The 20,721-nt window shown below is 68.8% G+C and carries 19 protein-coding genes and 1 pseudogene; 18 read left to right on the plus strand and 2 right to left on the minus strand.

Features of this window, described 5'->3' with window-relative positions; translation table 11 throughout:
• Positions 1–82: 82 nt before the first annotated feature.
• The 6 genes and pseudogenes from ftsY to ffh all read left to right on the plus strand — a co-directional run.
• Positions 83–1,123: pseudogene (ftsY, locus tag ACWEKS_RS36445) on the plus strand (signal recognition particle-docking protein FtsY); the annotation flags it as partial.
• A gap of 197 nt (positions 1,124–1,320) precedes the next feature.
• The gene (locus ACWEKS_RS36450) at positions 1,321–2,706 is read left to right on the plus strand and encodes an ammonium transporter (protein WP_364613820.1); all 1,386 of its coding nucleotides are present in this window, start codon (positions 1,321–1,323) and stop codon (positions 2,704–2,706) included.
• A 5-nt stretch (positions 2,707–2,711) separates the two neighbouring features.
• Positions 2,712–3,050 (plus strand): P-II family nitrogen regulator, encoded by a 339-nt coding sequence (locus tag ACWEKS_RS36455; protein WP_040859831.1) that lies wholly within the window; start codon positions 2,712–2,714, stop codon positions 3,048–3,050.
• A gap of 116 nt (positions 3,051–3,166) precedes the next feature.
• On the plus strand, positions 3,167–5,614 hold the full coding sequence (locus tag ACWEKS_RS36460; RefSeq protein WP_452344315.1) for a [protein-PII] uridylyltransferase: 2,448 nt from the start codon (positions 3,167–3,169) through the stop codon (positions 5,612–5,614).
• A gap of 197 nt (positions 5,615–5,811) precedes the next feature.
• Positions 5,812–6,120 carry a hypothetical protein gene (locus ACWEKS_RS36465; protein WP_354837728.1) on the plus strand — a complete coding sequence of 103 codons (309 nt, stop codon included), beginning with the start codon at positions 5,812–5,814 and terminating at the stop codon, positions 6,118–6,120.
• A 119-nt stretch (positions 6,121–6,239) separates the two neighbouring features.
• The gene (gene ffh, locus ACWEKS_RS36470) at positions 6,240–7,811 is read left to right on the plus strand and encodes a signal recognition particle protein (RefSeq protein WP_452344316.1); all 1,572 of its coding nucleotides are present in this window, start codon (positions 6,240–6,242) and stop codon (positions 7,809–7,811) included.
• Between the two features lie 129 nt (positions 7,812–7,940).
• On the opposite strand, the gene ACWEKS_RS36475 is transcribed toward ffh, so the two are convergent.
• Complete coding sequence (locus ACWEKS_RS36475) at positions 7,941–8,564, minus strand: TetR/AcrR family transcriptional regulator (RefSeq protein WP_452344317.1); 624 nt, start codon at positions 8,562–8,564, stop codon at positions 7,941–7,943.
• Positions 8,565–8,671: 107 nt separating this feature from the next.
• On the opposite strand from ACWEKS_RS36475, the gene ACWEKS_RS36480 reads away from it, so the two are divergent.
• The 3 genes from ACWEKS_RS36480 to ACWEKS_RS36490 are packed head-to-tail and all read left to right on the plus strand — an operon-like array spanning position 8,672 to position 11,733.
• Positions 8,672–10,018, plus strand: a complete 1,347-nt coding sequence (locus tag ACWEKS_RS36480; RefSeq protein WP_452344318.1) for an alpha/beta hydrolase family protein — start codon at positions 8,672–8,674, stop codon at positions 10,016–10,018.
• The gene (locus ACWEKS_RS36485) at positions 10,015–10,962 is read left to right on the plus strand and encodes a fumarylacetoacetate hydrolase family protein (protein ID WP_452344319.1); all 948 of its coding nucleotides are present in this window, start codon (positions 10,015–10,017) and stop codon (positions 10,960–10,962) included. Before ACWEKS_RS36480 ends, ACWEKS_RS36485 begins: the two co-directional genes overlap by 4 nt.
• Positions 10,963–10,995: 33 nt before the next feature.
• Complete coding sequence (locus ACWEKS_RS36490; RefSeq protein ID WP_452344320.1) at positions 10,996–11,733, plus strand: MBL fold metallo-hydrolase; 738 nt, start codon at positions 10,996–10,998, stop codon at positions 11,731–11,733.
• 14 nt (positions 11,734–11,747) lie between these two features.
• On the opposite strand, the gene ACWEKS_RS36495 is transcribed toward ACWEKS_RS36490, so the two are convergent.
• Positions 11,748–12,065, minus strand: coding sequence for a hypothetical protein (locus ACWEKS_RS36495; protein ID WP_452344321.1), 318 nt, complete (start codon positions 12,063–12,065; stop codon positions 11,748–11,750).
• A 298-nt stretch (positions 12,066–12,363) separates the two neighbouring features.
• Here ACWEKS_RS36495 and ACWEKS_RS36500 point away from each other — a divergent pair, with 298 nt between their 5' ends.
• The 9 genes from ACWEKS_RS36500 (at position 12,364) to ACWEKS_RS36540 (ending at position 20,669) form a co-directional block, all read left to right on the plus strand.
• Positions 12,364–13,290 (plus strand): LysR family transcriptional regulator, encoded by a 927-nt coding sequence (locus ACWEKS_RS36500; protein ID WP_452344322.1) that lies wholly within the window; start codon positions 12,364–12,366, stop codon positions 13,288–13,290.
• A 56-nt stretch (positions 13,291–13,346) separates the two neighbouring features.
• Positions 13,347–14,447, plus strand: coding sequence for an amidohydrolase family protein (locus ACWEKS_RS36505; protein ID WP_452344323.1), 1,101 nt, complete (start codon positions 13,347–13,349; stop codon positions 14,445–14,447).
• 167 nt (positions 14,448–14,614) lie between these two features.
• Positions 14,615–15,193 carry a Uma2 family endonuclease gene (locus ACWEKS_RS36510; protein ID WP_452344324.1) on the plus strand — a complete coding sequence of 193 codons (579 nt, stop codon included), beginning with the start codon at positions 14,615–14,617 and terminating at the stop codon, positions 15,191–15,193.
• A 540-nt stretch (positions 15,194–15,733) separates the two neighbouring features.
• The gene (rpsP, locus tag ACWEKS_RS36515; RefSeq protein WP_364613852.1) at positions 15,734–16,180 is read left to right on the plus strand and encodes a 30S ribosomal protein S16; all 447 of its coding nucleotides are present in this window, start codon (positions 15,734–15,736) and stop codon (positions 16,178–16,180) included.
• Positions 16,180–16,422 carry an RNA-binding protein gene (locus tag ACWEKS_RS36520; RefSeq protein WP_029930032.1) on the plus strand — a complete coding sequence of 81 codons (243 nt, stop codon included), beginning with the start codon at positions 16,180–16,182 and terminating at the stop codon, positions 16,420–16,422. Before rpsP ends, ACWEKS_RS36520 begins: the two co-directional genes overlap by 1 nt.
• Entirely contained in the window at positions 16,423–16,959 is a 537-nt protein-coding gene (rimM, locus tag ACWEKS_RS36525; RefSeq protein ID WP_452344325.1) for a ribosome maturation factor RimM, read from the plus strand. It begins immediately after the preceding gene.
• 4 nt (positions 16,960–16,963) lie between these two features.
• On the plus strand, positions 16,964–17,659 hold the full coding sequence (trmD, locus tag ACWEKS_RS36530) for a tRNA (guanosine(37)-N1)-methyltransferase TrmD (RefSeq protein WP_379386693.1): 696 nt from the start codon (positions 16,964–16,966) through the stop codon (positions 17,657–17,659).
• Positions 17,660–17,672: 13 nt separating this feature from the next.
• Positions 17,673–17,999 (plus strand): DUF732 domain-containing protein, encoded by a 327-nt coding sequence (locus tag ACWEKS_RS36535; protein WP_452344326.1) that lies wholly within the window; start codon positions 17,673–17,675, stop codon positions 17,997–17,999.
• Between the two features lie 318 nt (positions 18,000–18,317).
• Positions 18,318–20,669, plus strand: a complete 2,352-nt coding sequence (locus tag ACWEKS_RS36540; RefSeq protein ID WP_452344370.1) for a Tex family protein — start codon at positions 18,318–18,320, stop codon at positions 20,667–20,669.
• The last annotated feature ends 52 nt before the right edge of the window (positions 20,670–20,721 follow it).

The following is a 20,721-nucleotide window of genomic DNA, read 5'->3' on the forward strand; positions in this document are numbered from 1 at the left end:
TCGAACGCGCACCTGAGCTGGAACAGGCCGTGTATCGAATCGTCCTGGCAGGTAAGCGGTTCGACGCGCCGAGGCCGCCGTCGCCGCCGCCGAGGTGGCCGCTGCCGCCGAGGCCGCCATCGCCGCGCACGCGGGCGCGCCCGCCGCCGCGCCCGAAACCGCGCCCCCCGCGGAGGCGGCCGCCCCGGCCATCGCCGAGATCGAGCCCACCGCGGGCCGGCTGACCCGGCTGCGCGGTCGCCTGTCCCGCTCCCAGAACGCCGTCGGCAAGTCGCTGCTCGGCCTGCTGGGCGGTGGCGATCTGGACGAGGACTCCTGGGAGGAGATCGAGGACACCCTGGTCATGGCCGACCTGGGTACCGCCAGCACCGCCGCCATCGTGGAGCGACTGCGCCAGGAGATGGCCGCCCGCAGCGTCCGCACCGCCGCCGACGCGCGCGCCCTGCTGCGCGAGGTGCTCGTCGACGCGCTACGACCCGAGCTGGATCGCTCCATCCGGGCCCTACCGCACGCCGATCACCCGTCGATCCTGCTGGTCGTGGGCGTGAACGGCACCGGAAAGACCACCACCACCGGCAAGTTGGCGCGTGTGCTGGTGGCCGACGGCCGCCGGGTGCTGCTGGGCGCGGCCGACACCTTCCGTGCCGCGGCCGCCGATCAGCTGCAGACCTGGGGTGAGCGCGTGGGCGCGGAGACCGTGCGCGGCAAGGAGGGCGCGGATCCCGCGGCCGTGGCCTTCGACGCGGTGTCGGCCGGCATCGATCGCGGCGTGGACGTGGTGCTCATCGACACCGCCGGTCGCCTGCACACCAAGACCGGCCTGATGGACGAGCTGGGCAAGGTCAAGCGGGTGGTGGAGAAGAAGGCCGCGGTGGACGAGGTCATCCTGGTGCTCGACTCCACGGTCGGCCAGAACGGCCTGATGCAGGCGCGGGTCTTCGCCGACGTCGTGGACATCACCGGCGTTGCGCTGACCAAGCTGGACGGAACCGCCAAGGGCGGCATCGTCTTCCAGGTGCAGCATGAGCTGGGCGTTCCGGTCAAACTGGTCGGTTTGGGAGAGGGCGCCGACGACCTCGCACCCTTCGAACCGGGCGCCTTCGTCGACGCCCTGCTCGGTTAACCGCTCCTGAACTGCATCGATACCGAAATCAACATCATCCTCACCCGGTCGTCATAACAGCGGTGCGGTTTCGGAAACGTGACCGCAACACTGCAAGCTCACCCGTTCACCTACGCGAAACGCCGCAGGATCACGGCTGAAACACCGACTGGTGAATCTCATTGCAGGCTTATTCGCAGGGTGCTGCGGGGCCAGAGATGAGGAGGACAAAGGTGGCGTACCCCATCGTTGATTTGCCGAACACCGGCGACACAGCCTGGATGTTGGCGAGTTCGGCATTGGTGCTTTTAATGACCCCGGGGCTCGCGTTCTTCTACGGCGGCATGGTCCGTAGCAAGAACGTGCTCAACATGATCATGATGAGCATCAGTGCCATGGGCATCGTCGGCGTGCTATGGGCAATCTTCGGATTCTCGGCAGCGTTCGGCAACAACAAGTTCGGACTGATCGGCAACCCGAAGCAGTTCTTCGGCCTCAAGGGCCTGATCGGTCCCGACGCGGTCGCGGATTCCGATCCGACCAAGGTCGTCGGGATCCCGCTGGCCGGTAACACCCACATTCCGATGACAGTGTTCGTGGCGTTCCAGCTGATGTTCGCGATCATCACCGTCGCCCTGATCTCGGGCGCGGTCGCGGACCGCCTGAAGTTCGGCGCCTGGGCGCTGTTCGCCGCGGTGTGGGCCACGATCGTCTACTTCCCGGTCGCGCACTGGGTCTTCGACTTCAACGCCACCGACTCCGACGGCAATGTCATTCACGAGGGCGGCTGGATCGCCAACAAGCTGCATGTGATCGACTTCGCCGGTGGTACCGCGGTCCACATCAACGCCGGTGCCGCGGGCCTGGCCCTCTGCCTCGTCCTGGGCAAGCGCAAGGGCTGGCCGAAGACCCCGATGCGTCCGCACAACCTGCCCTTCGTCATGCTCGGCGCCGGTCTGCTGTGGTTCGGCTGGTTCGGATTCAACGCCGGTTCGGCGCTGTCCTCCAACGGCACCGCGGGTTCCACCTTCCTGACCACCACCTTCGCCACCTGCTCGGCCATGCTCGGCTGGCTGCTCGTGGAGAAGCTGCGTGACGGTCACGCCACCTCGCTGGGCGCCGCGTCCGGCGTCGTCGCGGGTCTGGTCGCCATCACCCCGTCCTGCTCCTCGGTGAACGTCCTCGGCGCGCTGGCCATCGGCGCGGTCGCCGGTGTGGCCTGTGCCCTGGCCGTGGGCCTGAAGTTCAAGCTGGGCTTCGACGACTCGCTCGACGTGGTGGGCGTCCACCTGGTCGGCGGCATCATCGGCACCCTGATGGTCGGCCTGGTGGCCACCAAGGAGGCGCCGGCCGGTGTCGCGGGTCTGTTCTACGGCGGCGGCTTCAACCAGCTGTGGCGTCAGGCCGTGGGAGCCGGTGTGGTGCTTGCCTTCTCGTTCATCGTGACGCTGATCATCGCCTTCGCCATCAAGTTCACCATCGGCCTCCGCGCGAGCGAGGAAGAGGAGTTCGTCGGCATGGACGAGTCGGATCACGCTGAAACGGCATACGATTTCGCTGCTGTGGGTGGTGCGGCGCGCACCGCCGCCGTCAAGGAGGCATGACGAAAATGAAACTGATCACTGCGATCGTGAAGCCGTTCACCCTGGAGGACGTGAAGACCGGCCTGGAGCAGGCGGGCGTGCTCGGCATGACCGTCAGCGAGGTTCAGGGTTACGGTCGCCAGAAGGGCCACACCGAGGTCTACCGCGGTGCCGAGTACTCCGTCGACTTCGTCCCGAAGGTTCGGGTCGAGGTGGTCGTGGACGACGCCTCCGTCGACAAGGTCGTCGAGGTCATCGTGGAGGCCGCCCGCACCGGCAAGATCGGCGACGGCAAGGTCTGGGTGACCCCGGTCGACGCCATCGTCCGGGTTCGCACCGGCGAACGCGGTTCCGACGCTCTGTAAGCGGTAACCAGAGCAGCGGAACCAGTGGCGGCCCTGGCCGCCGTCGGTGTCGAACCGGCGGTGGCGGGGCCGCCCCCATGTGCGGCGAAGAACTGAATTCAGACGGGTGGTGGGTTGTGGGTTTCCAGCAGGAACACGACGACAGAACCGAGGCCGAGCAGGTTTCCGGCGGAGCCTCGGACCTGGTCCGGGCTCGCAACCAACTGCTCGCGGAGCACAGCGCCAACGGCCGTGCGGCCCGTCTGGACCCCGAGGCGCTGCGGGAAGCGCTGGTGGATCTCTACGAGCTGTGGCTCACCACCAAGGGCCACGAGGTCGGCATCACCGCCGACAGCGGGCTCGCCCTCGTCGCCGTGGGCGGACTGGGCCGCCGGGAAATGCTGCCCTACTCCGACCTGGATCTGGTGCTGCTCTACGACGACGTCGATCCGCAGCGGGTCGCCGAGGTCGCCGATCAGCTCTGGTATCCGCTGTGGGACGCCCACATCAAGCTCGATCACAGCGTGCGCACCGTCCCGCAGGCGCTGCGCGTGGCCGCCGACGATCTCACCGCCGCCCTCGGCATGCTCGAGGCCCGGCACATCGTGGGCGACGACGGTCTGAGCAACCTGCTCATCAGCGGCGTGCGCCGGGACTGGCGCGCCGGAATCCGGTCCCGTTTCGACGCCCTGATCGAACAGGCCCAAACCCGCTGGCGCAGAAGCGGAGACGTCGCGCACCGCGCCGAGCCCGATATCAAGAACGGGCGCGGCGGGTTGCGCGACATCCAGCTGCTGGACGCGCTCGCCATCGCACAACTGACCGACGCCATGCCGGGGCTCGGTCCGGATGTGCCCGGCGGCGGGTTGCAGCAGGCGCATCGCCGCCTGCTGGATGTCCGCACCGAACTGCACCGGGTGGCGGGCCGGGCCCGCGACCAGTTGCGGGCCCAGGACGCCGACGAGATCGGGGCGGCCCTGCGCATCGGGGATCGCTTCGATCTGGCCCGCACGCTCAGTGATGCGGCCCGCACGGTGAGCTACTCCACCGACGTCGGGGTGCGGACCGCAGGGAACGCGCTGCCTCGGCGCGGGCTCGCGCGCTTGCGCCGCGCCCCGGTACGCCGACCACTCGATGAGGGGGTGGTCGAACACTCCGGGGAGGTGGTGCTCGCCCGTGATGCCCGGCCGCAGCGCGATCCCGGGCTGATCCTGCGGGTGGCCGCGGCCTCGGCGCAGACCGGGCTGCCGATGTCGGCGACCACGCTCAACCGGCTCGGCGAGGACGCGCCCGAGCTACGCGAGCCGTGGCCCAAGGAAGCCCTCAACGACCTGCTGGTCCTGCTGGGCACGGGCCGCGGCGCCGTCGATGCCGTGGAGGCGCTGGACCGGACGGGCCTGTGGGGCAGGCTCTTTCCGGAATGGGGCGTGGTGCGTGACCTGCCGCCGCGCGATGCCATGCACACCTGGACCGTGGACCGTCACCTCATGGAGACCGTCGCCCAGGCCGGGGCGCTGTCCACCCGGGTCGCCCGCCCGGACCTGCTGCTGCTGGGCGCGCTGCTGCACGATATCGGCAAGGGCCGCACCGAGGATCACAGCGTGGTCGGTGCGGAGCTGGCCGTCTCCATCGGAAATCGCCTGGGGCTGTGGCCTTCCGACGTGCAGACGCTCGCGGGTGTGGTGCGCCACCACCTGCTGCTGCCCGACACGGCTACGCGGCGCGACATCACCGATTCCGACACCGTGAAGATGGTGATCGACGCCCTCGACGGTGACCCGCAGCTGCTGGAGCTGCTGCACGCCCTGGCCGAGGCCGACGCGCTGGCCACCGGGCCCGGCGTGTGGAACGACTGGAAGGCCTCGCTCATCGGCGATCTCGTGCGCAACTGCCGCACGGCCATGGCGGGCTACGCCCTGCCCGAGCCGACCCCGATTCCCGACGAGCTGTGCACCCGCGCGGAATCCGGTGGCGTGCACGTGGATCTGAAGCCGGGGGAGAGCCGCTACCAGCATGTGGTCACCGTGGTCGCGCCCGACAATCCGGGTCTGCTCTCCGACGCGGCGGGTGTGCTGGCCGTGCACTCGCTGCGGGTGCTGTCGGCCGAACTCGCCAGTGTGGGCGCCTCGGCCATCGATACCTTCGTCGTGGCACCGCGGTTCGGTGATCCGCCGGACCCGGGCCTGCTGCGCCAGGAACTGATCCGCGCCATCAACGGCGATCTGGATCTGGCCTCGGTGCTGGCCCGCAAGGAGCGCGATGCGGGCGGCGCCCAGCCGAGGCCGTTCGCGCAGGCGCAGCCGCGGGTGTTCTGGCACGAGACCGCCGATCCGGGCCGGGTACTGCTGGAATTGCGTGCCGAGGATCGCATCGGGTTGCTGAGCCGGTTGGCCGCGGCGCTGGCCGAGGCCGGGGTGAATGTCTGCTGGGCGAAGGTGGTGACCATGGGTTCGGCGGTCATCGACTCGTTCTGCCTGGATCTGGGCGCTACCGACACGCCCGGGCGGCGGGCGGAGATCGAGGCGGCGGTGCTGACGGTGGTGCCGCCACAACAACCGAAGAAACCTCTCGAACCGGACAGCTGAATCGGATCTCCCGACGGTTTCCCCATTGTTCGCCAGGAACCGGGATTAGCGGACAAACCGCACGTTTGCCTGTTAATAAGAATGTTGCAGGAGATTTGCTGTAATACCGATCAGGTGATCGGAGTCACACCCTAGTATTCGCGTGCAAGGTCGATCCGGAGGTCCCAAGCTGTCGCGAGCATGAGGGGAGCAGGTCGGTGGCAATCGAAGTCGTATCCGCGTCGATGATGACCAGCGATTTGACCGCACACATCGCCCGCTGCGTCGGTGGTGATCGCTGGGTGGTCTCCTGGCTGCCGGGACGCACCCTGAGCGGCCAGCAGGCGGTGACCGCGATGACCATCGCGTCCACCGTCGCCGACCAGGCGCCCTCCGACGCCGAATGGGCGTTGCTGGACGGGCTCGCCCTGGAACTGGGCCTCACCGCCCGCGAGGCGGTCGGTATGGTCGCCACCGAGAACCACGATCTGCGGCGGCCCGGCCCGCGTCCCCGCTCGCTGGAATAGCCACCGGAACCGCTTGCCGCGCCGCCCCGTTCGCGCAGGTCCGAGCCTGGCGCAACGGCATCACGCGGATCCCACTACCCTGGTATCTCGAGTGACGTCCCTCGAGATCAGGAGCATCGGTGTTCGAATCCCTTTCCGACCGGTTGGCCGGTGCCCTCAAGGATCTGCGTGGCAAGGGACGCCTGTCGCCGGCGGATATCGACGCGACCGCCCGTGAGATCCGGCTGGCGCTGCTCGAGGCCGACGTGGCGCTGCCCGTGGTGCGCGGCTTCATCGCCAGGATCAAGGAGCGGGCCAAGGGCTCCGAGGTCTCCGCCGCGCTGAATCCGGCGCAGCAGGTCGTCAAGATCGTCAACGAGGAACTCATCAATATCCTCGGCGGCGAGACCCGGCGGGTGCGGCTGGCCAAGAACCCGCCGACCGTCATCATGCTGGCCGGTCTCCAGGGTGCCGGTAAGACCACCCTCGCGGGCAAGCTCGCCAAATGGCTGAAGGCGCAGGGGCATACGCCGATGCTGGTGGCCTGTGACCTCCAGCGTCCCGGCGCGGTCACCCAGCTGCAGGTGGTCGGCGAGCGGGCCGGGGTGCCGGTCTTCGCGCCGCATCCGGGCACCTCCATCGGCGGCGGTGAGAACCCGCTGGGCGTCTCGGCCTCCGATCCGATCGATGTGGCGCGCGCCGGTATCGAAGAGGCGAAGACCAAGCAGTACGACGTGGTCATCGTCGACACCGCCGGTCGCCTCGGTATCGACGAGGAGCTCATGCGGCAGGCCGCGGGTATCCGCGACGCCGTCAACCCCGACGAGACCCTGTTCGTCCTCGACGCCATGATCGGTCAGGACGCGGTCGCCACCGCCGAGGCATTCCGCGACGGCGTCGGCTTCACCGGTGTCGTGCTCACCAAGCTCGACGGCGACGCCCGCGGTGGTGCGGCGCTGTCGGTGCGTGAAATCACCGGCCAGCCCATCCTTTTCGCCTCCACCGGCGAGAAGCTCGAGGACTTCGACGTCTTCCACCCCGACCGCATGGCCAGCCGCATCCTCGGCATGGGCGACCTGCTCACCCTGATCGAGCAGGCCGAACAGGTCTACGACGCCAAGCAGGCCGAGGAGGCCGCCCGCAAGATCGGCTCGGGTGAGCTCACCCTCGAGGACTTCCTCGAGCAGATGCTGGCCATCCGCAAGATGGGCCCGATCGGCAACCTGCTGGGCATGCTGCCGGGCGCGGGGCAGATGAAGGACGTGCTGGCCCAGGTCGACGACAAGCAGCTCGACCGGGTGCAGGCCATCATCCGCGGCATGACTCCCGCCGAGCGCGCCAACCCCAAGATCATCAATGCCTCTCGCCGCCTGCGCATCGCCAATGGCTCGGGTGTCGCGGTGTCCGACGTCAACCAGCTGGTCGACCGGTTCTTCGAGGCCAGGAAGATGATGGGCGCGATGTCCCGGCAGTTCGGACTGCCGGGCGCGGGCCGTGGCGGCAAGAACACCAAGAAGGGCAAGAAGGGCAAGAAGGGCGGGCGCGGCCCGACCCCGCCGAAGGTGCGCGGCGGCTTCCCCGGCATGCCCGGCCTCCCGGGCGGCATGCCCGCCGGTATGCCCGACCTCTCCAACCTTCCCGCCGGTCTCAACGAGCTGCCGCCGGGCCTGGAAGGTTTCGACCTCTCGAAGCTGAACTTCCCCAAGAACTGATCCGCGCGAACCTGATTCGGCCCCGCCCCACCCGGGCGGGGCCGAATTGCATTCTCGGCCACGTGCCATCGTGCGTTTCCGGCCACGTGCCATCGTGCGTTTCCGGCCCGGGGTGGTGCGGGTGGGTGCTCAGCCGGGCGCGGGATCGGGTCCGAGGGCTCGGGTCACGTATCCGGCCAGGCGGTCGATGTAGTCGGTGTCGGCGGGTTCGCGGGTGAGCATGGCGCGGAAGTGGATCGGTGCGATGAGCAATTCCAGGGCCATGCGCGCGTCGGTGCCGGGCGGGAGTTCGCCGCGGTCGGCGGCGCGGGCGAGGATCGGTTCCACGAGGCGATAGCGCTCGGCCCAGAAGGCATGTCGCGCCTCGGTGATGGAGCCGGTGTCGGTGACGTACGCGAGGGCGCGGGCGACGCCGTGGCCCAGGGGTGTGGCGAGGTAGGCGGCCAGTTCGGTGGCGAAGGCCGTCAGGTCGCCGCGCAGGGTGCCGGTGTCGGGGATCGGCAGGACCTGCTCGCTGTAGCCGAGCAGGGCGTCCAGGACCAGGTTTTCGCGGGTGCCCCAGCGACGGTAGAGGGAGCTGTCGCGGATTCCGGCGCGGCGGGCGATGTCGGGGATGCCGATCTGGTCGACCCCGTGTTCGGCGACCGCGTCGAGGACTGCCCGGTGGACGGCCTCCTTCACCCGGGCCGAGCGCCCGCCCGGTCGGCGTTGCGGCGCGTCGGCTGGCGTGTCGCGATCCTCGTTGCTGGTCACTCCCACATGCTAAAGCAGAAGTTCTTGCTTTTGTGATGCCGGTCTCCCTATCCTCACTAATGCAGATACTTCTGCGTTACCAAGGCGGCTGGATGGAAGGCTCTCCAATGACGTCGTTGCCGGAACTCGCCGAGCGGATCTTCATCAGCGCATGCGCGCTCACCCACACCACCGAACGGATGACTCGCCGCTTCGGTCCCGCCCCCTTTCTTCCCGCGCTGTTCGCCGACCGGTTCACCCATCTGGGCGGGATGCCGGACGCGGAATTCCGCGCCCAGCTGGCCGGATGCCGCTCCTTCGAGGACGGTCGCTGGGCCGGTTACTGGCAGGGCTTCGCCCGGCAGCACCTGGAGCGCGCCGATACCGTGCTCGCCCGCCTCGGCGGCCCCGCCACCTCGGAACTGTTCGATCCCACCGTCACGGTCGCCTCGGACGAACTCGGCAAGCTGCTGGCACCGGCCGTGACGATTCTCGCCGACCGCGGTCCGATCGCGAATCCCGATGCGGTGCAACATTTTCGAACCGGCAACCCCGAGGCCGCCGACGCCGCGACCGCATTGGACGCGCTGATCAAGGCGATGGTGTACGAGTTCGTCGCCGCCTGGCCGGGCTGGAGCCCGCGTCGGCTGGAAGCCTACGAGCGGTCGCACCGGCTGACCGAAATCCTGCTCACCGCACTGGCTCCCGCGATGGGGGTGACCATCGAATCGGTGCGGATCCCGCTCGGCGACGGGGACGCGGTGCGCGGTTACCTCATCCTCCCGCAGGGTGTCACGACCGTGCCGCTGGTGCTGGTCACCAATGGGCTCGAGGGCACGCTGGCGGAGGTGACGCTCCCGCTGCTCGCGAATCGCCATGCGGGCGTGGGGTTCTTCATCATGGAGATGCCCGGTACGTACTCCTATCGCGAACCCTTGTCCCCGGCCGCGGAGCGCGTCTACTCGACCGTGCTCGACGTGCTGGCCGCCGATCCGCGGGTGGACGCCGATCGAATCGGCATGCTGGGCTTCAGCTTCGGGGCGTACTGGGCGACGCGGATGGCGGCGGTCGAGCCCCGGCTGCGGGTGGCGGTCGCCAATGGCGCTCCGGCGCACCACTCCTTCGGCCCGGGCGGCTCCCTCGGCGTGCCGGAGGTCATCGTGTCCACGCTGCGCCACGCCACCGGCGCCACCGGTCTCGCGGATCTGTCCCGCAGGTTGCGCGGCATGTCCCTGGAAGACCATTACCGGCGCATCGAGATTCCGCTGCTGGTGGTCAACGGCGCCAACGACACCCTGATCAGCACCCGGGATTCGATCGACATCGCCATCGGCGCCCCCAACGCCCAACTGGTCCTGTACGCCGACGACGACCACTGCGCCATGGGTCATGCCGTGCAATGGTCGGAATTATCGGTACGGTTCCTGCGTGACCACTTGGTGTCCTCCGACGCGGCAGAACCGGTGATGCGATGACCGAACCCACCCCCCTCCCGCGCCTGCGCCGCACCCTCGACCGCGGCCGGCGGCGCATCCTCCGCCAGCTCGACACCGGCGGCGGGTGGACGACGGTCGGCGAATCCGATGGCGGTGCAGCCGATCTCGTACCCTCGGCCTGGACCGAGGAGTTCGAGCTGGCCCGCTACGAGCGCCTGAACCTCGCCGACGGGGCCACGGTGCTGCCGGTGTGCCCGGCCTCGTTCCGGGACTTCATGCTCTACGAGAAGCATGCCGTGGACGCCGCGCGCGGGATGGCCCGCCGGTTCCTGCCCGCCGGCTACCGGCTCGGGCAGGCGTTCGAGACGCTGACCCGCCGGACGTTCCCGGCCTACCGGCCGCACCGGCTCTGGTACGCCCAGCCCATCTACTACCTGTCCAATGCGCTGACCATCGTGCCCTCGGGTGTCCCGATCGCGCCGCCCGCCTACAGTCGCGCACTGGATTTCGAGCTCGAACTCGGGGTGGTGCTGGGCGCTCCGCTGCGTGACGCGTCGCCGGAGCAGGCGCTGGCCGCGATCGCGGCGGTGGTGGTCGTCAACGACTTCTCAGCGCGGGATGTGCAATTGGCGGAAATGCGGTCGGGCTTCGGCCCGCAGAAGTCCAAGCACTTCGTCAGCTCGATGTCCGGGACGGCGGTCGCCGGTGCGGCGGTGGCCGACCGGCTCGATCGGCTCACGGCCACGGTGGCGATCAATGGGGAGACGGTGTCCCGCACCGGGACCGGGGGCATGAGCTTCTCGCTCGGTGAGGCCATCGCGCATGTCTCGCGCTCCGAGCAGCTGTATCCGGGTGAGCTGCTGGCCACCGGCACCCTGCCGGGTGGCAGCGGTATGGAAGTGGGCCGCTGGCTGGCTCCCGGCGACGAGCTCCGCCTGGAGATCGACGGCATCGGCGTCATCGAACATCGAATCCAGCCGTGATCGACCACCGAATCCGACACTGAGGAGGGGTACGTGAAAATCGACCAGGTTTCCGATTCCGTCTACGTCGTCGCGGGCACGAACGTCAACTGGGCGTTGGTCAGTGGCGAGCGCGGTGTGACCGTCGTGGACGCCGGATATCCCGCCGACACCGAGTCGGTGCTGAGCTCGGTGCGCCAGATCGGGCACGAGCTCGGCGATATCGCCGCGGTCCTGCTGACCCATGCGCACCTCGATCACATCGGTGCGATTCCGACCCTGGTCGAGCGCCTGGGCGTGCCGGTCTACACCGGCGCCGAGGAGGTCCGGCACGCCAAACGTGAATACCTGCAACAGATCACGCCCGTGGACATGGTGCGGCAGCTGCGGACTCGGCGCGGGGCGGTCTGGGTCGCGCAGACCCTGCGCGCCTGCGTCGGTCATATCGGGATGACCGTGCCGACCGCTCGAACCGCCGACGCCGACACCCTGGCGGCGCTACCCGGCGGTTTCGTCGAGGTGCCGACGCCCGGTCACACCAACGGTCACACCGCGTATCTGATGCCGTCCGAGGGCGTGTTGTTCTCCGGCGACGCCCTGGTCACCGGCCACCCCCTGTTGCTCGAGACCGGTCTGCAACTTCTTCCGAGCGTGTTCAACCACGATGAGGCGGAGACGCTCGCGAGCGCCCGCGCGCTCTGCACGCTGGAGGCCGGGATTCTGGTTCCCGGGCATGGGCTGCCGGTCCGGCACGACCTGTCGAGCCTGCTGGGTGATTTCGCCCGGCCGTGATCGCCGCGGTGACGTCAGATCGGCAGGCAGGGGTTGTCGCTGCCGGGCGTGACCTTGGTGCTGCCGGTGCTCAACCCGATACTGCAGAGGATCACGGCCACGATCGAGATGGGTGCCGCGGCCGAGGCGGTGATCATGCCCGGATCCCAGTTGACTCCGAAGGCGCTGGACCCCGAGTTGGTCGCTACGGGGGCGGCGGTGGTGGCCGGGGACGGCTGGTCGAGGGAGACCGGCGCGGCCTGTGCGGTGGCGCCGACTGCGGTGACGGTCGCACCGATCGCCAACGCGGCGACGGTCAGGCGGATTCGGTTGCGGGCGAACAGCAATGACATGGGTGGGCCTCCTGCAAAGTGATGTGTGGCCCGATCCTAAACGGATATTGAAACTCGCGTGCTTCAAAACTTGAATGCCGCGGGGGACAGGTGCATACGCAGGGCGCCACAGGCGCAGCGGGTGTAGCTGACGATGCCCTCGGAGGTGCGGTGGCGCGAAAGGACTTGGAAGGGTTGGGATGTGGGCCAGCCGCAATGGCGACACTGTCGGTCCGATTCGGTCATGCGGCCAGTCTTCGCGGGGGCGGTAGTCTCGGTCCATCGAAAGTTTTCGTAGCGAATCGTTCGGAATTGCCACATGATCGATCCTCGATTGCAGGCCCTGCGGGTACTGCGTGAGCACGGCACGGTGACCGCGGCCGCGGCGGCGCTGCATCTGACGCCGTCCACGGTGTCGCAGCAGCTGCGTGGCCTGGCCCGGGAGCTGGATGTCGAACTGCTCGAGCAGGTGGGGCGCAGGGTGCAGTTGACGGCCGCGGGGCACGCGCTGGTGCGGCACGCGGATCTGCTTGCGGCACAGGCGGAGAGCGCACGGGCGGAGCTGGCGGCGCACCGGGCGGGCATCGCGGGGGTGCTGCGGATCAGTGCGATGCCGACCGCCCTCGCGGCCCTGGTGGCGCCGGCCGCCGCCCGGCTGCGGGACGCGAATCCGGGGCTGACCGTGGAACTGATCGAGGACGAGAGCGCGCACTGCTTCGAAACCCTGCTGGTCGGCGACAGCGATATCGGGATAGTGTTGCCCGCGCCCGGCAGCCCCGCGCCCGACGACCTGCGCTTCGAGCAGCGCCCGCTGCTGGCCGAGCCGCTGGATCTGCTTGTGCCCGTGGGCCATTCACTCGCCGGGCGTGACAGCGTCGCCCTGACCGAGGCGGCGACCGAGCCGTGGATCACCGGGCGTGCGCGCATCACCCATCACCTGGTGGTGTCGGCCGCCTGCGCCACGGCCGGGTTCACACCCCGGATCGCTGGGCAGGCGGTTGATTTCCCGGGTGTAGCGGCCATGGTGGCGCACGGATTCGGGGTGAGCCTGGTGCCCCGGCTCGCGTTCCTGCCGCCGGAGCTGGCGGTGGTGCGCGTCCCGCTGCACGACGATCCGGTCCCGGTCCGCCGTCACCTGTCCGCGGTGCGGCGGGGCAGCGCCGAGCATCCGGTGATCGCGGCCGGGCTGGACGCCATTCGCGGGCTTTGCCGGGAGCGCACCGATATCACCGTGCTCGACGACTGATGCGATAGTGGACCCGGATTCGTGTCGAGACATACCGTCCAGGCGAGGAGGTCGGCATGCGGCTGCATTTCCGCGGCGTGGTCCTGCCCGATGACGAAGTCGGCGACCTCTGGGTGCGCGACGGCCGGATCTCCGCGGAGCCGATTCCCGACGCCGACACCGTGCAGGCCTCCGGTTGGATCGTGCCCGGCCTGGTCGACGCCCACTGCCATGTCGGCATCAAATACGGCGGCGGACACGAGGATTCGGCGGGCGCGATCGCCCAGGCCGAGGTCGAGCGGGACGCGGGCGCCCTGCTGCTGCGCGATGCGGGCTCGCCCATCGACACCCGTTTCATCGACGAGCGCGAGGATCTCCCGCGCATCATCCGCGCGGGCCGACACATCGCCCGCCCCCGGCGCTACATCCGCGAACTCGGCATCGAACTCGACGACGAGCGCGACCTGCCCGAGATCGTCGCCGAGCAGGCCCGCCGCGGCGACGGGTGGGTCAAGATCATCGGCGACTGGATCGACCGCGCGATCGGCGACCTCGCCCCACTGTGGTCCGACGACATCCTGAAGGCCGCCATCGACGCCGCCCATGGCGAGGGCGCCCGGGTCACCGCCCACGTCTTCGGCGAGGACGCCCTGCCCGGCCTGCTGAACGCCGGCATCGACTGCATCGAGCACGGCACCGGCCTCACCGACGACACCATCGCCCTGATGGCCGCCCACGGCACCGCCCTCGTCCCCACCCTCATCAATATCGACACCTTCCCCGGAATCGCCGACGGCGCAACCAAATTCCCCACCTACGCCGCCCACATGCGCGACCTGCACCGCCGCTCCCGCGCCACCGTCGCCAAGGCCCACGAGGCCGGCGTCCCCCTCTATACCGGCACCGACGCCGGCGGATCCATCCGCCACGGCCGCATCGCCGACGAGATCGCCGCCCTCGCCGGCGCCGGCTTCACCCCCCACAACGCCCTCGGCGCCTCGTCCTGGCACGCCCGCACCTGGCTCGGCCGCCCAGGCATCGAACCCGGCGCCCCCGCCGATTTCGTTGTGTACCAAGAAGACCCACGAGAAAACCTGGCCGCGCTCGCCACCCCCGCCTGGGTGGTATTACGTGGCCGCGTCTACAACCGCCGCGACCCGGTCACCAGCCACCGCTGAACTCCGGCTGCTGAGGCGACGAGAATTGCTTGTTCAGCGTATGGAACGCGCATATCCCGCACGTGGAACAATGTCGATTGGATTGAATCCGATACAGCCGGATACACGATTCGGACCGGTACAGCACCGACTGCGTTCGAAGCGGATAGATCGGACGGGAAATGACGATGACCGCTGAGGTTTCGACGTTCCACCCACTTGGGCCAACAACCGTGGAAGAGTGGCTGGCTGCGGAGCAGCCGTCCGATGGATCTCGTCTCGAGCTCATCCTGGGCTACCTCTACATGACACCTCCACCCACAGGGTCGCACCAGTACGCGACCGGTGAGTTGTTCGTGGCACTGCGAGGTGCGGTCCGAGCTGCGGGGCGATCGGACCTGCAGGTGCTTCCCGGTGTCGGTGTGCGGATCAGTACGGCGTTCAGGACAGCTGTCATCCCCGATGTCGCGGTCGTCGCGGCGGAGGCGCACCGCAAGTGCTTCGAGTCGCATGAACTGGTGCTCGCCGTCGAAGTCTGGTCGTCCGGCAATACCCGTGAGGAACGCGATACGAAGATCGCGGGATATGCCGCTGCCCGAGTCCCTTTCCTCTGGATTGTCGAACTGCCCGACGGCAAACCCGCCAAGTTCTGCGGCTACCGGTTGGGTGAATCCGGGTATCGCCAGGAGATCCATGCGGCAGCGGGGGAGACGGTGTCGGCTCCCTCCCCCGTCCCGGTCGAGGTGGCAACCGCCGAGTTGCGCTGAAGACTCGCCCATTCCCTCGGAATCGGTAACCGAATCCGTCACTCCGGCACCGCGATCTGGGTGCGCGCAGGTGCGGGGCCGCTCGGGCGGGTCTGGCGATTCGGCTGCGCATTTAAAGTGAATCGGTCATGCTTCAGACGTTTGTTGTTTCGACTCGATGAGGAGATGACCGTGGGGTCTATCGAAACCCTGGCCATTGGCGTGTTGGCCGGTTTGATCGTGAAGCTGCTGACGTCCGGGAGCTCCGGGCCCGGCCCGGTTCAGCCGTAGGCTCTACGTGAGACGCAGCCCATCGGGGTCGTACCCGGTGGGCTGTGGTGTTTCCGGGGCCGGGTCGCGGGTGTTTCCTGGCCGGGTCGGGGCGATTTCTCCGGGCCGCCGGTGCTCTGGCAGAATGGACGACCGTCCTCATCGAGGACAGTGTCAGCCCGTCTCCGGTTCCGTACCGCGCGGCGGTCACAGCACTTGACGCAAAACCGGGTCCACCTCGTGTGGGCTGCTGAATTGCGACGTGACCAACCATTTGAAAGGCATCAGCTCATGGCTGTTCGTATCAAGCTGACCCGTATGGGCAAGATCCGCAACCCGCAGTACCGCGTCGTCATCGCCGACGCCCGTACCCGTCGTGACGGCCGCGCCATCGAGTCCATCGGCAAGTACCACCCGAAGGAAGAGCCGTCGCTCATCGAGATCGACTCGGAGCGCGCTCAGTACTGGCTGGGTGTCGGCGCGCAGCCGACCGAGCCGGTGAAGCGTCTGCTGGAGATCACCGGCGACTGGCAGAAGTTCAAGGGCCTGCCGGGCGCCGAGGGCACCCTGAAGACCAAGGCCCCGAAGCCGTCCAAGCTGGACCTGTTCAACGCCGCGCTGGCCGCCGCCGAGAACGAGCCGGTCGCCGAGGCCGTCACCCCGAAGAAGAAGGCCGCCAAGAAGGACGAGGCCGCCGAGGCCGAGGCCGCTGAGGCCACCACCGAAGCCGCCGAGTAATGAGTGCCGTTGTCGCGGATGCCGTCGAGCACCTGGTACGCGGCATCGTCGCCAATCCCGACGACGTCCACGTCGAGCTGATCACCAGCCGTCGTGGCCGGACCGTCGAGGTGCACGTGCACCCGGATGATCTGGGCAAGGTGATCGGTCGTGGCGGTCGTACCGCGACCGCCCTGCGCACCCTGGTCGCCGGGATCGGCGGTAAGGGCATCCGCGTCGACGTGGTCGACACGGATCAGTAGATGGAACTGGTCGTCGGGCGGGTCGCCAAGTCACACGGTGTGCGTGGCGAACTCGTCGTAGAAGTCCGCACCGACGAGCCGGAACTGCGGTTCGCGCCCGGCAGCGTCCTGAAGGGGAAGCTGCCGCGCGCGAAGCAGACGCAGGAATTCGAAGTGGAGTCGGTCCGGGAGCACTCGGGCCGGCTTCTCCTGCGTCTGGACGGCGTCGCCGACCGCACGGCCGCGGATGCGTTGCGGGGCATGCTGTTCGTGGTGGACTCCGCGGATCTGCCGCCGTCGGAGGATCCGGACGAGTACTACGATCACGAACTCGAGGGCCTGCGCGTCGAACTCGGCGACGGCACCCAGGTCGGCACCGTCAACGAGGTGCTGCATTCCGCTGCGGGAGAACTGCTTTCGATCAAGGCCGGGGACGCGTTCCCGCCCGCGGGCCGGGAGATCCTGGTGCCGTTCGTGCTGGCCATGGTGCCGACGGTGTCGGTCGCCGACGGCCTGATCGTCATCGACCCGCCCGAGGGCCTGCTGGACCCGGAGTAGCGGCGTGCGAATCGACGTAGTCACGATCTTCCCCGAATACCTCGAGCCGATGCGAGCGGCCTTGCTGGGCAAGGCGATCGACAAGGGTCTGCTCGAGGTGGAGGTGCACGACCTGCGCCGCTGGACCCACGACGTCCACAAGTCGGTGGACGACACCCCGTACGGCGGCGGGCCGGGCATGGTCATGAAGCCGACCGTGTGGGGCGACGCCCTCGACGAGGTGTGCCCGGACGACGCGCTCCTGGTGGTGCCGACTCCGGCGGGCGTGCCGTTCACGCAGGAGACCGCGCAACGGTGGTCCGCCGAACAGCACATCGTGTTCGCCTGCGGGCGCTACGAGGGCATCGACCAGCGCGTTTTCGACGATGCCGCGCGCCGGGTGCGCGTCGAAGAGGTCAGCATCGGCGACTACGTGCTCATCGGCGGCGAGGCGGCCGTGCTGGTCATGACCGAGGCGTTCGTCCGGCTGATCCCGGGCGTCCTCGGCAATCAGCAATCCCACGAACAGGATTCGTTCTCCGACGGTCTATTGGAAGGCCCCTCCTACACCCGGCCGGTGTCCTGGCGCGGCCTCGACGTCCCCGAAATCCTGTTGTCCGGCAACCATGCCAAGATCGCCGGGTGGCGGCACGAACAGTCGTTGCGCCGCACGGCCGAACGCAGGCCCGACCTCCTACCGGATAACCTGGGCCATGCGTGAAGGAGAGTCGATCATGCGTGAAACCAGAGGATTTCTCAGCGCGACGCTGGCCGGGCTGGCCCTGTTCGCCGCGATGTTCGGCGGCGGCAAGGCGGTCGCGGACAACCTCGATGTGCTCTTCCTGAGTGATCTGGGCGACCAGACGGTCGCGTCGCCCGGCTACGAGGACACCGCGGACGGACAGCGCCTGATCGCCGAGGGCAAGGACATCTGCGCCCACCTGCGCGCGGGCACCCCGGTTGTAGCGACCGACCAGTGGGGATTCGGGGAAAGGCTCGCCCGCGCGGCCGTCTCGGTGTACTGCCCCGAATTCAGCTCGTCCCCAAGAGATTCCGGCTGACGGTGAAATTCGGTACGTAACAACTGATTTCGCGAGGATTGGGATAGCTCGCCGGGTACGCCCCGGACTTGATTCGGCACCCGGCGCAGGCACGCATGCGTCACGGGTGACGGCTCTCGGCGGGGCGCGGAAGTCTCGGCGGGGCGGGGCAGTGACCGAATCCTGTGTGGGCCTTGCACGCACTGTCGGGTGGCGGCGGTAGTGTCTGCGGGCGTGACGACAGCCTCCGAAACCGTCAGCGCAGCATCCGCAGGTGCCGCATCCACGGGTGCAGCGAGCACCGAGAGCACCGTCCGCCTCGCCAGCGTCGGCCGGCGTATCGCCGACGAGCTGGGGGTGCGCGAGGAACAGGTGCGCTCCGCCGTCGAACTCCTGGACGCCGGGTCGACCGTGCCGTTCATCGCCCGCTACCGCAAGGAAGTCACCGGCGGACTCGACGACGCCCAGCTACGCACCCTCGACGAGCGCCTGAGCTACCTGCGTGAACTCGACGAGCGCCGGGGCTCGATCATCGAATCCATCCGCGGCCAGGGCAAATTGGACGAGGCGCTGCACGCACAGATCATGCTCGCCGACACCAAGGCCCGCCTCGAGGACATCTACCTGCCCTACAAGCCCAAGCGGCGCACCAAGGCGCAGATCGCGCGCGAGGCCGGGCACGAGCCCGTGGCCGACGCGCTGCTGACCGACCCGACCACCGATCCCGCGCAGTACAACGCCGAGCAGCTCGACGGCGCGCGGGCCATCCTGGTGGAGCGTTTCGCCGAGGACGCCGACCTGGTCGGTGAACTGCGCGAGCTCATGTGGGAACGCGGGCAGATGAGCTCGACGGTGCGCGCAGGCAAGGAGGAGGCGGGCGCGAAGTTCGCCGACTACTTCGAATTCTCCGAGCCCTTCAGCAAGCTGCCCTCGCACCGCATCCTGGCGCTGCTGCGCGGCGAGAAGGAAGAGGTGCTCAACCTGCACCTCGAACCCGACACCGAGACGGTGTCCGATGCGGGCTCCGCAAGCTCCGCCCGTGGCGAGGACGGGCAGCGCTCGATCTACGAGGGCCGCATCGCCGTCAAGTTCGGCATCGCCGATCAGGGCCGCGCCGCCGACTCCTGGCTGCTGGACACCGTGCGCTGGGCGTGGCGGACCAAGCTGCAGGTCAGCATGGGCATCGACACCCGAATGCGGTTGCGGCAGTCCGCCGAACGCGATGCCGTCGACGTATTCGCGGCCAACCTCCGCGACCTGCTGCTCGCGGCGCCCGCCGGCACCCGCTCGACCATGGGCCTGGACCCGGGCTACCGCACCGGTGTGAAGGTCGCCGTCGTGGACGCCACCGGCAAGGTGGTCGCCACCGAGGTCATCTACCCGCACAAGCCGCAGGGGCAGACCGAGAAGTCCCTGGCCGTGCTGGGTGCACTGGTCGTCCGCTTCAATGTCGAGCTCATCGCCATCGGCAACGGCACCGCCTCCCGCGAGACCGACGCCCTTGCCGCCGAACTGATCTCGCGCATCCCCGAGAACAAGCCCACCAAGATCGTGGTCTCCGAGGCGGGCGCGTCGGTGTACTCGGCCTCCGCATACGCCTCGCAGGAACTGCCCGACATGGACGTGTCGCTGCGCGGCGCCGTCTCCATCGCCCGCCGGCTCCAGGACCCGCTGGCCGAATTGGTGAAGATCGACCCGAAGTCCATCGGCGTCGGTCAGTACCAGCACGATGTCTCCGAAACCCTGCTGGCCCGCTCGCTGGGCGCGGTCGTCGAGGACGCGGTGAACGCCGTCGGCGTCGACGTGAACATCGCCTCCGTCCCGCTCCTGTCCCGGGTCTCGGGCATTTCCAACTCGATCGCGGAAAGCATCGTGGCGCACCGCGATGCCAACGGGCCGTTCCGCAGTCGCGCCGCACTCAAGGATGTCCCGCGCCTGGGCCCCAAGGCGTTCGAACAGTGCGCGGGCTTCCTCCGCATCCGCGAGGGCGACGACCCGCTGGACACCTCCGGCGTGCACCCCGAGGCGTACCCCGTGGTCCGGCGCATCCTCGATGCCAGCGGTAAGGGCGTGAAGGAGATCATCGGCAACACCTCCGCCCTGCGCGCCCTGCGGCCGGCCGACTTCACCGATGAGCGGTTCGGTGTCCCGACCGTCACCGACATCATCGCCGAACTCGAGAAGCCCGGCCGCGACCCTCGGCCCGAATTCAAGACCGCCGAATTCGCCGCGGGCATCGAGAAGGTCGCCGACCTGAAGCCCGGCATGGTGCTCGAGGGCGTCGTCACCAATGTGGCCGCCTTCGGCGCCTTCGTCGACATCGGCGTCCACCAGGACGGCCTGGTCCACGTCTCGGCCATGTCCCACAACTTCGTCAAGGACCCTCGCGAGGTCGTGAAGTCCGGCGACGTCGTGAAGGTCAAGGTCCTCGAGGTCGACGTCCAGCGTCAGCGCATCGGCCTGTCCCTGCGCCTCGACGACGAGCCCGGAAACGCCAAGCCCGACCGCGCCGACCGCGGCCCGCGCAACAACCAGGGCGGCGGCCAGCGCGGCGGCAACCGCGACAACCGGCAGGGCGGCCAAGGTGGCCAGCGCCAGGGCGGACAGCGTCAGGGCGGCGGCAACCGCAATCAGCCCGCCCCCAGCGGTTCGATGGCCGACGCTCTCCGCCGCGCCGGCTTCGGCCGCTGAGCAGCCGATCCCGAATCACCCGTCCGGCCGCACCCACACCCGGGTCCGGCCG

Source organism: Nocardia sp. NPDC004711 (genome assembly GCF_053601595.1).

Excerpts from the sequence above, each read along its gene's own strand:
- ACWEKS_RS36450 (WP_364613820.1), top strand. The coding sequence starts at position 1,321 with ATGAGGAGGACAAAGGTGGCGTACCCCATCGTTGATTTGCCGAACACC.
- ACWEKS_RS36455 (WP_040859831.1), top strand. The coding sequence starts at position 2,712 with ATGAAACTGATCACTGCGATCGTGAAGCCGTTCACCCTGGAGGACGTG.
- ACWEKS_RS36480 (WP_452344318.1), top strand. The coding sequence starts at position 8,672 with ATGACGTCGTTGCCGGAACTCGCCGAGCGGATCTTCATCAGCGCATGC.
- ACWEKS_RS36485 (WP_452344319.1), top strand. The coding sequence starts at position 10,015 with ATGACCGAACCCACCCCCCTCCCGCGCCTGCGCCGCACCCTCGACCGC.
- ACWEKS_RS36495 (WP_452344321.1), bottom strand. The coding sequence starts at position 12,065 with ATGTCATTGCTGTTCGCCCGCAACCGAATCCGCCTGACCGTCGCCGCG.
- ACWEKS_RS36500 (WP_452344322.1), top strand. The coding sequence starts at position 12,364 with ATGATCGATCCTCGATTGCAGGCCCTGCGGGTACTGCGTGAGCACGGC.
- ACWEKS_RS36505 (WP_452344323.1), top strand. The coding sequence starts at position 13,347 with ATGCGGCTGCATTTCCGCGGCGTGGTCCTGCCCGATGACGAAGTCGGC.
- ACWEKS_RS36510 (WP_452344324.1), top strand. The coding sequence starts at position 14,615 with ATGACCGCTGAGGTTTCGACGTTCCACCCACTTGGGCCAACAACCGTG.
- rpsP (WP_364613852.1), top strand. The coding sequence starts at position 15,734 with ATGGCTGTTCGTATCAAGCTGACCCGTATGGGCAAGATCCGCAACCCG.
- ACWEKS_RS36520 (WP_029930032.1), top strand. The coding sequence starts at position 16,180 with ATGAGTGCCGTTGTCGCGGATGCCGTCGAGCACCTGGTACGCGGCATC.
- rimM (WP_452344325.1), top strand. The coding sequence starts at position 16,423 with ATGGAACTGGTCGTCGGGCGGGTCGCCAAGTCACACGGTGTGCGTGGC.
- ACWEKS_RS36535 (WP_452344326.1), top strand. The coding sequence starts at position 17,673 with ATGCGTGAAACCAGAGGATTTCTCAGCGCGACGCTGGCCGGGCTGGCC.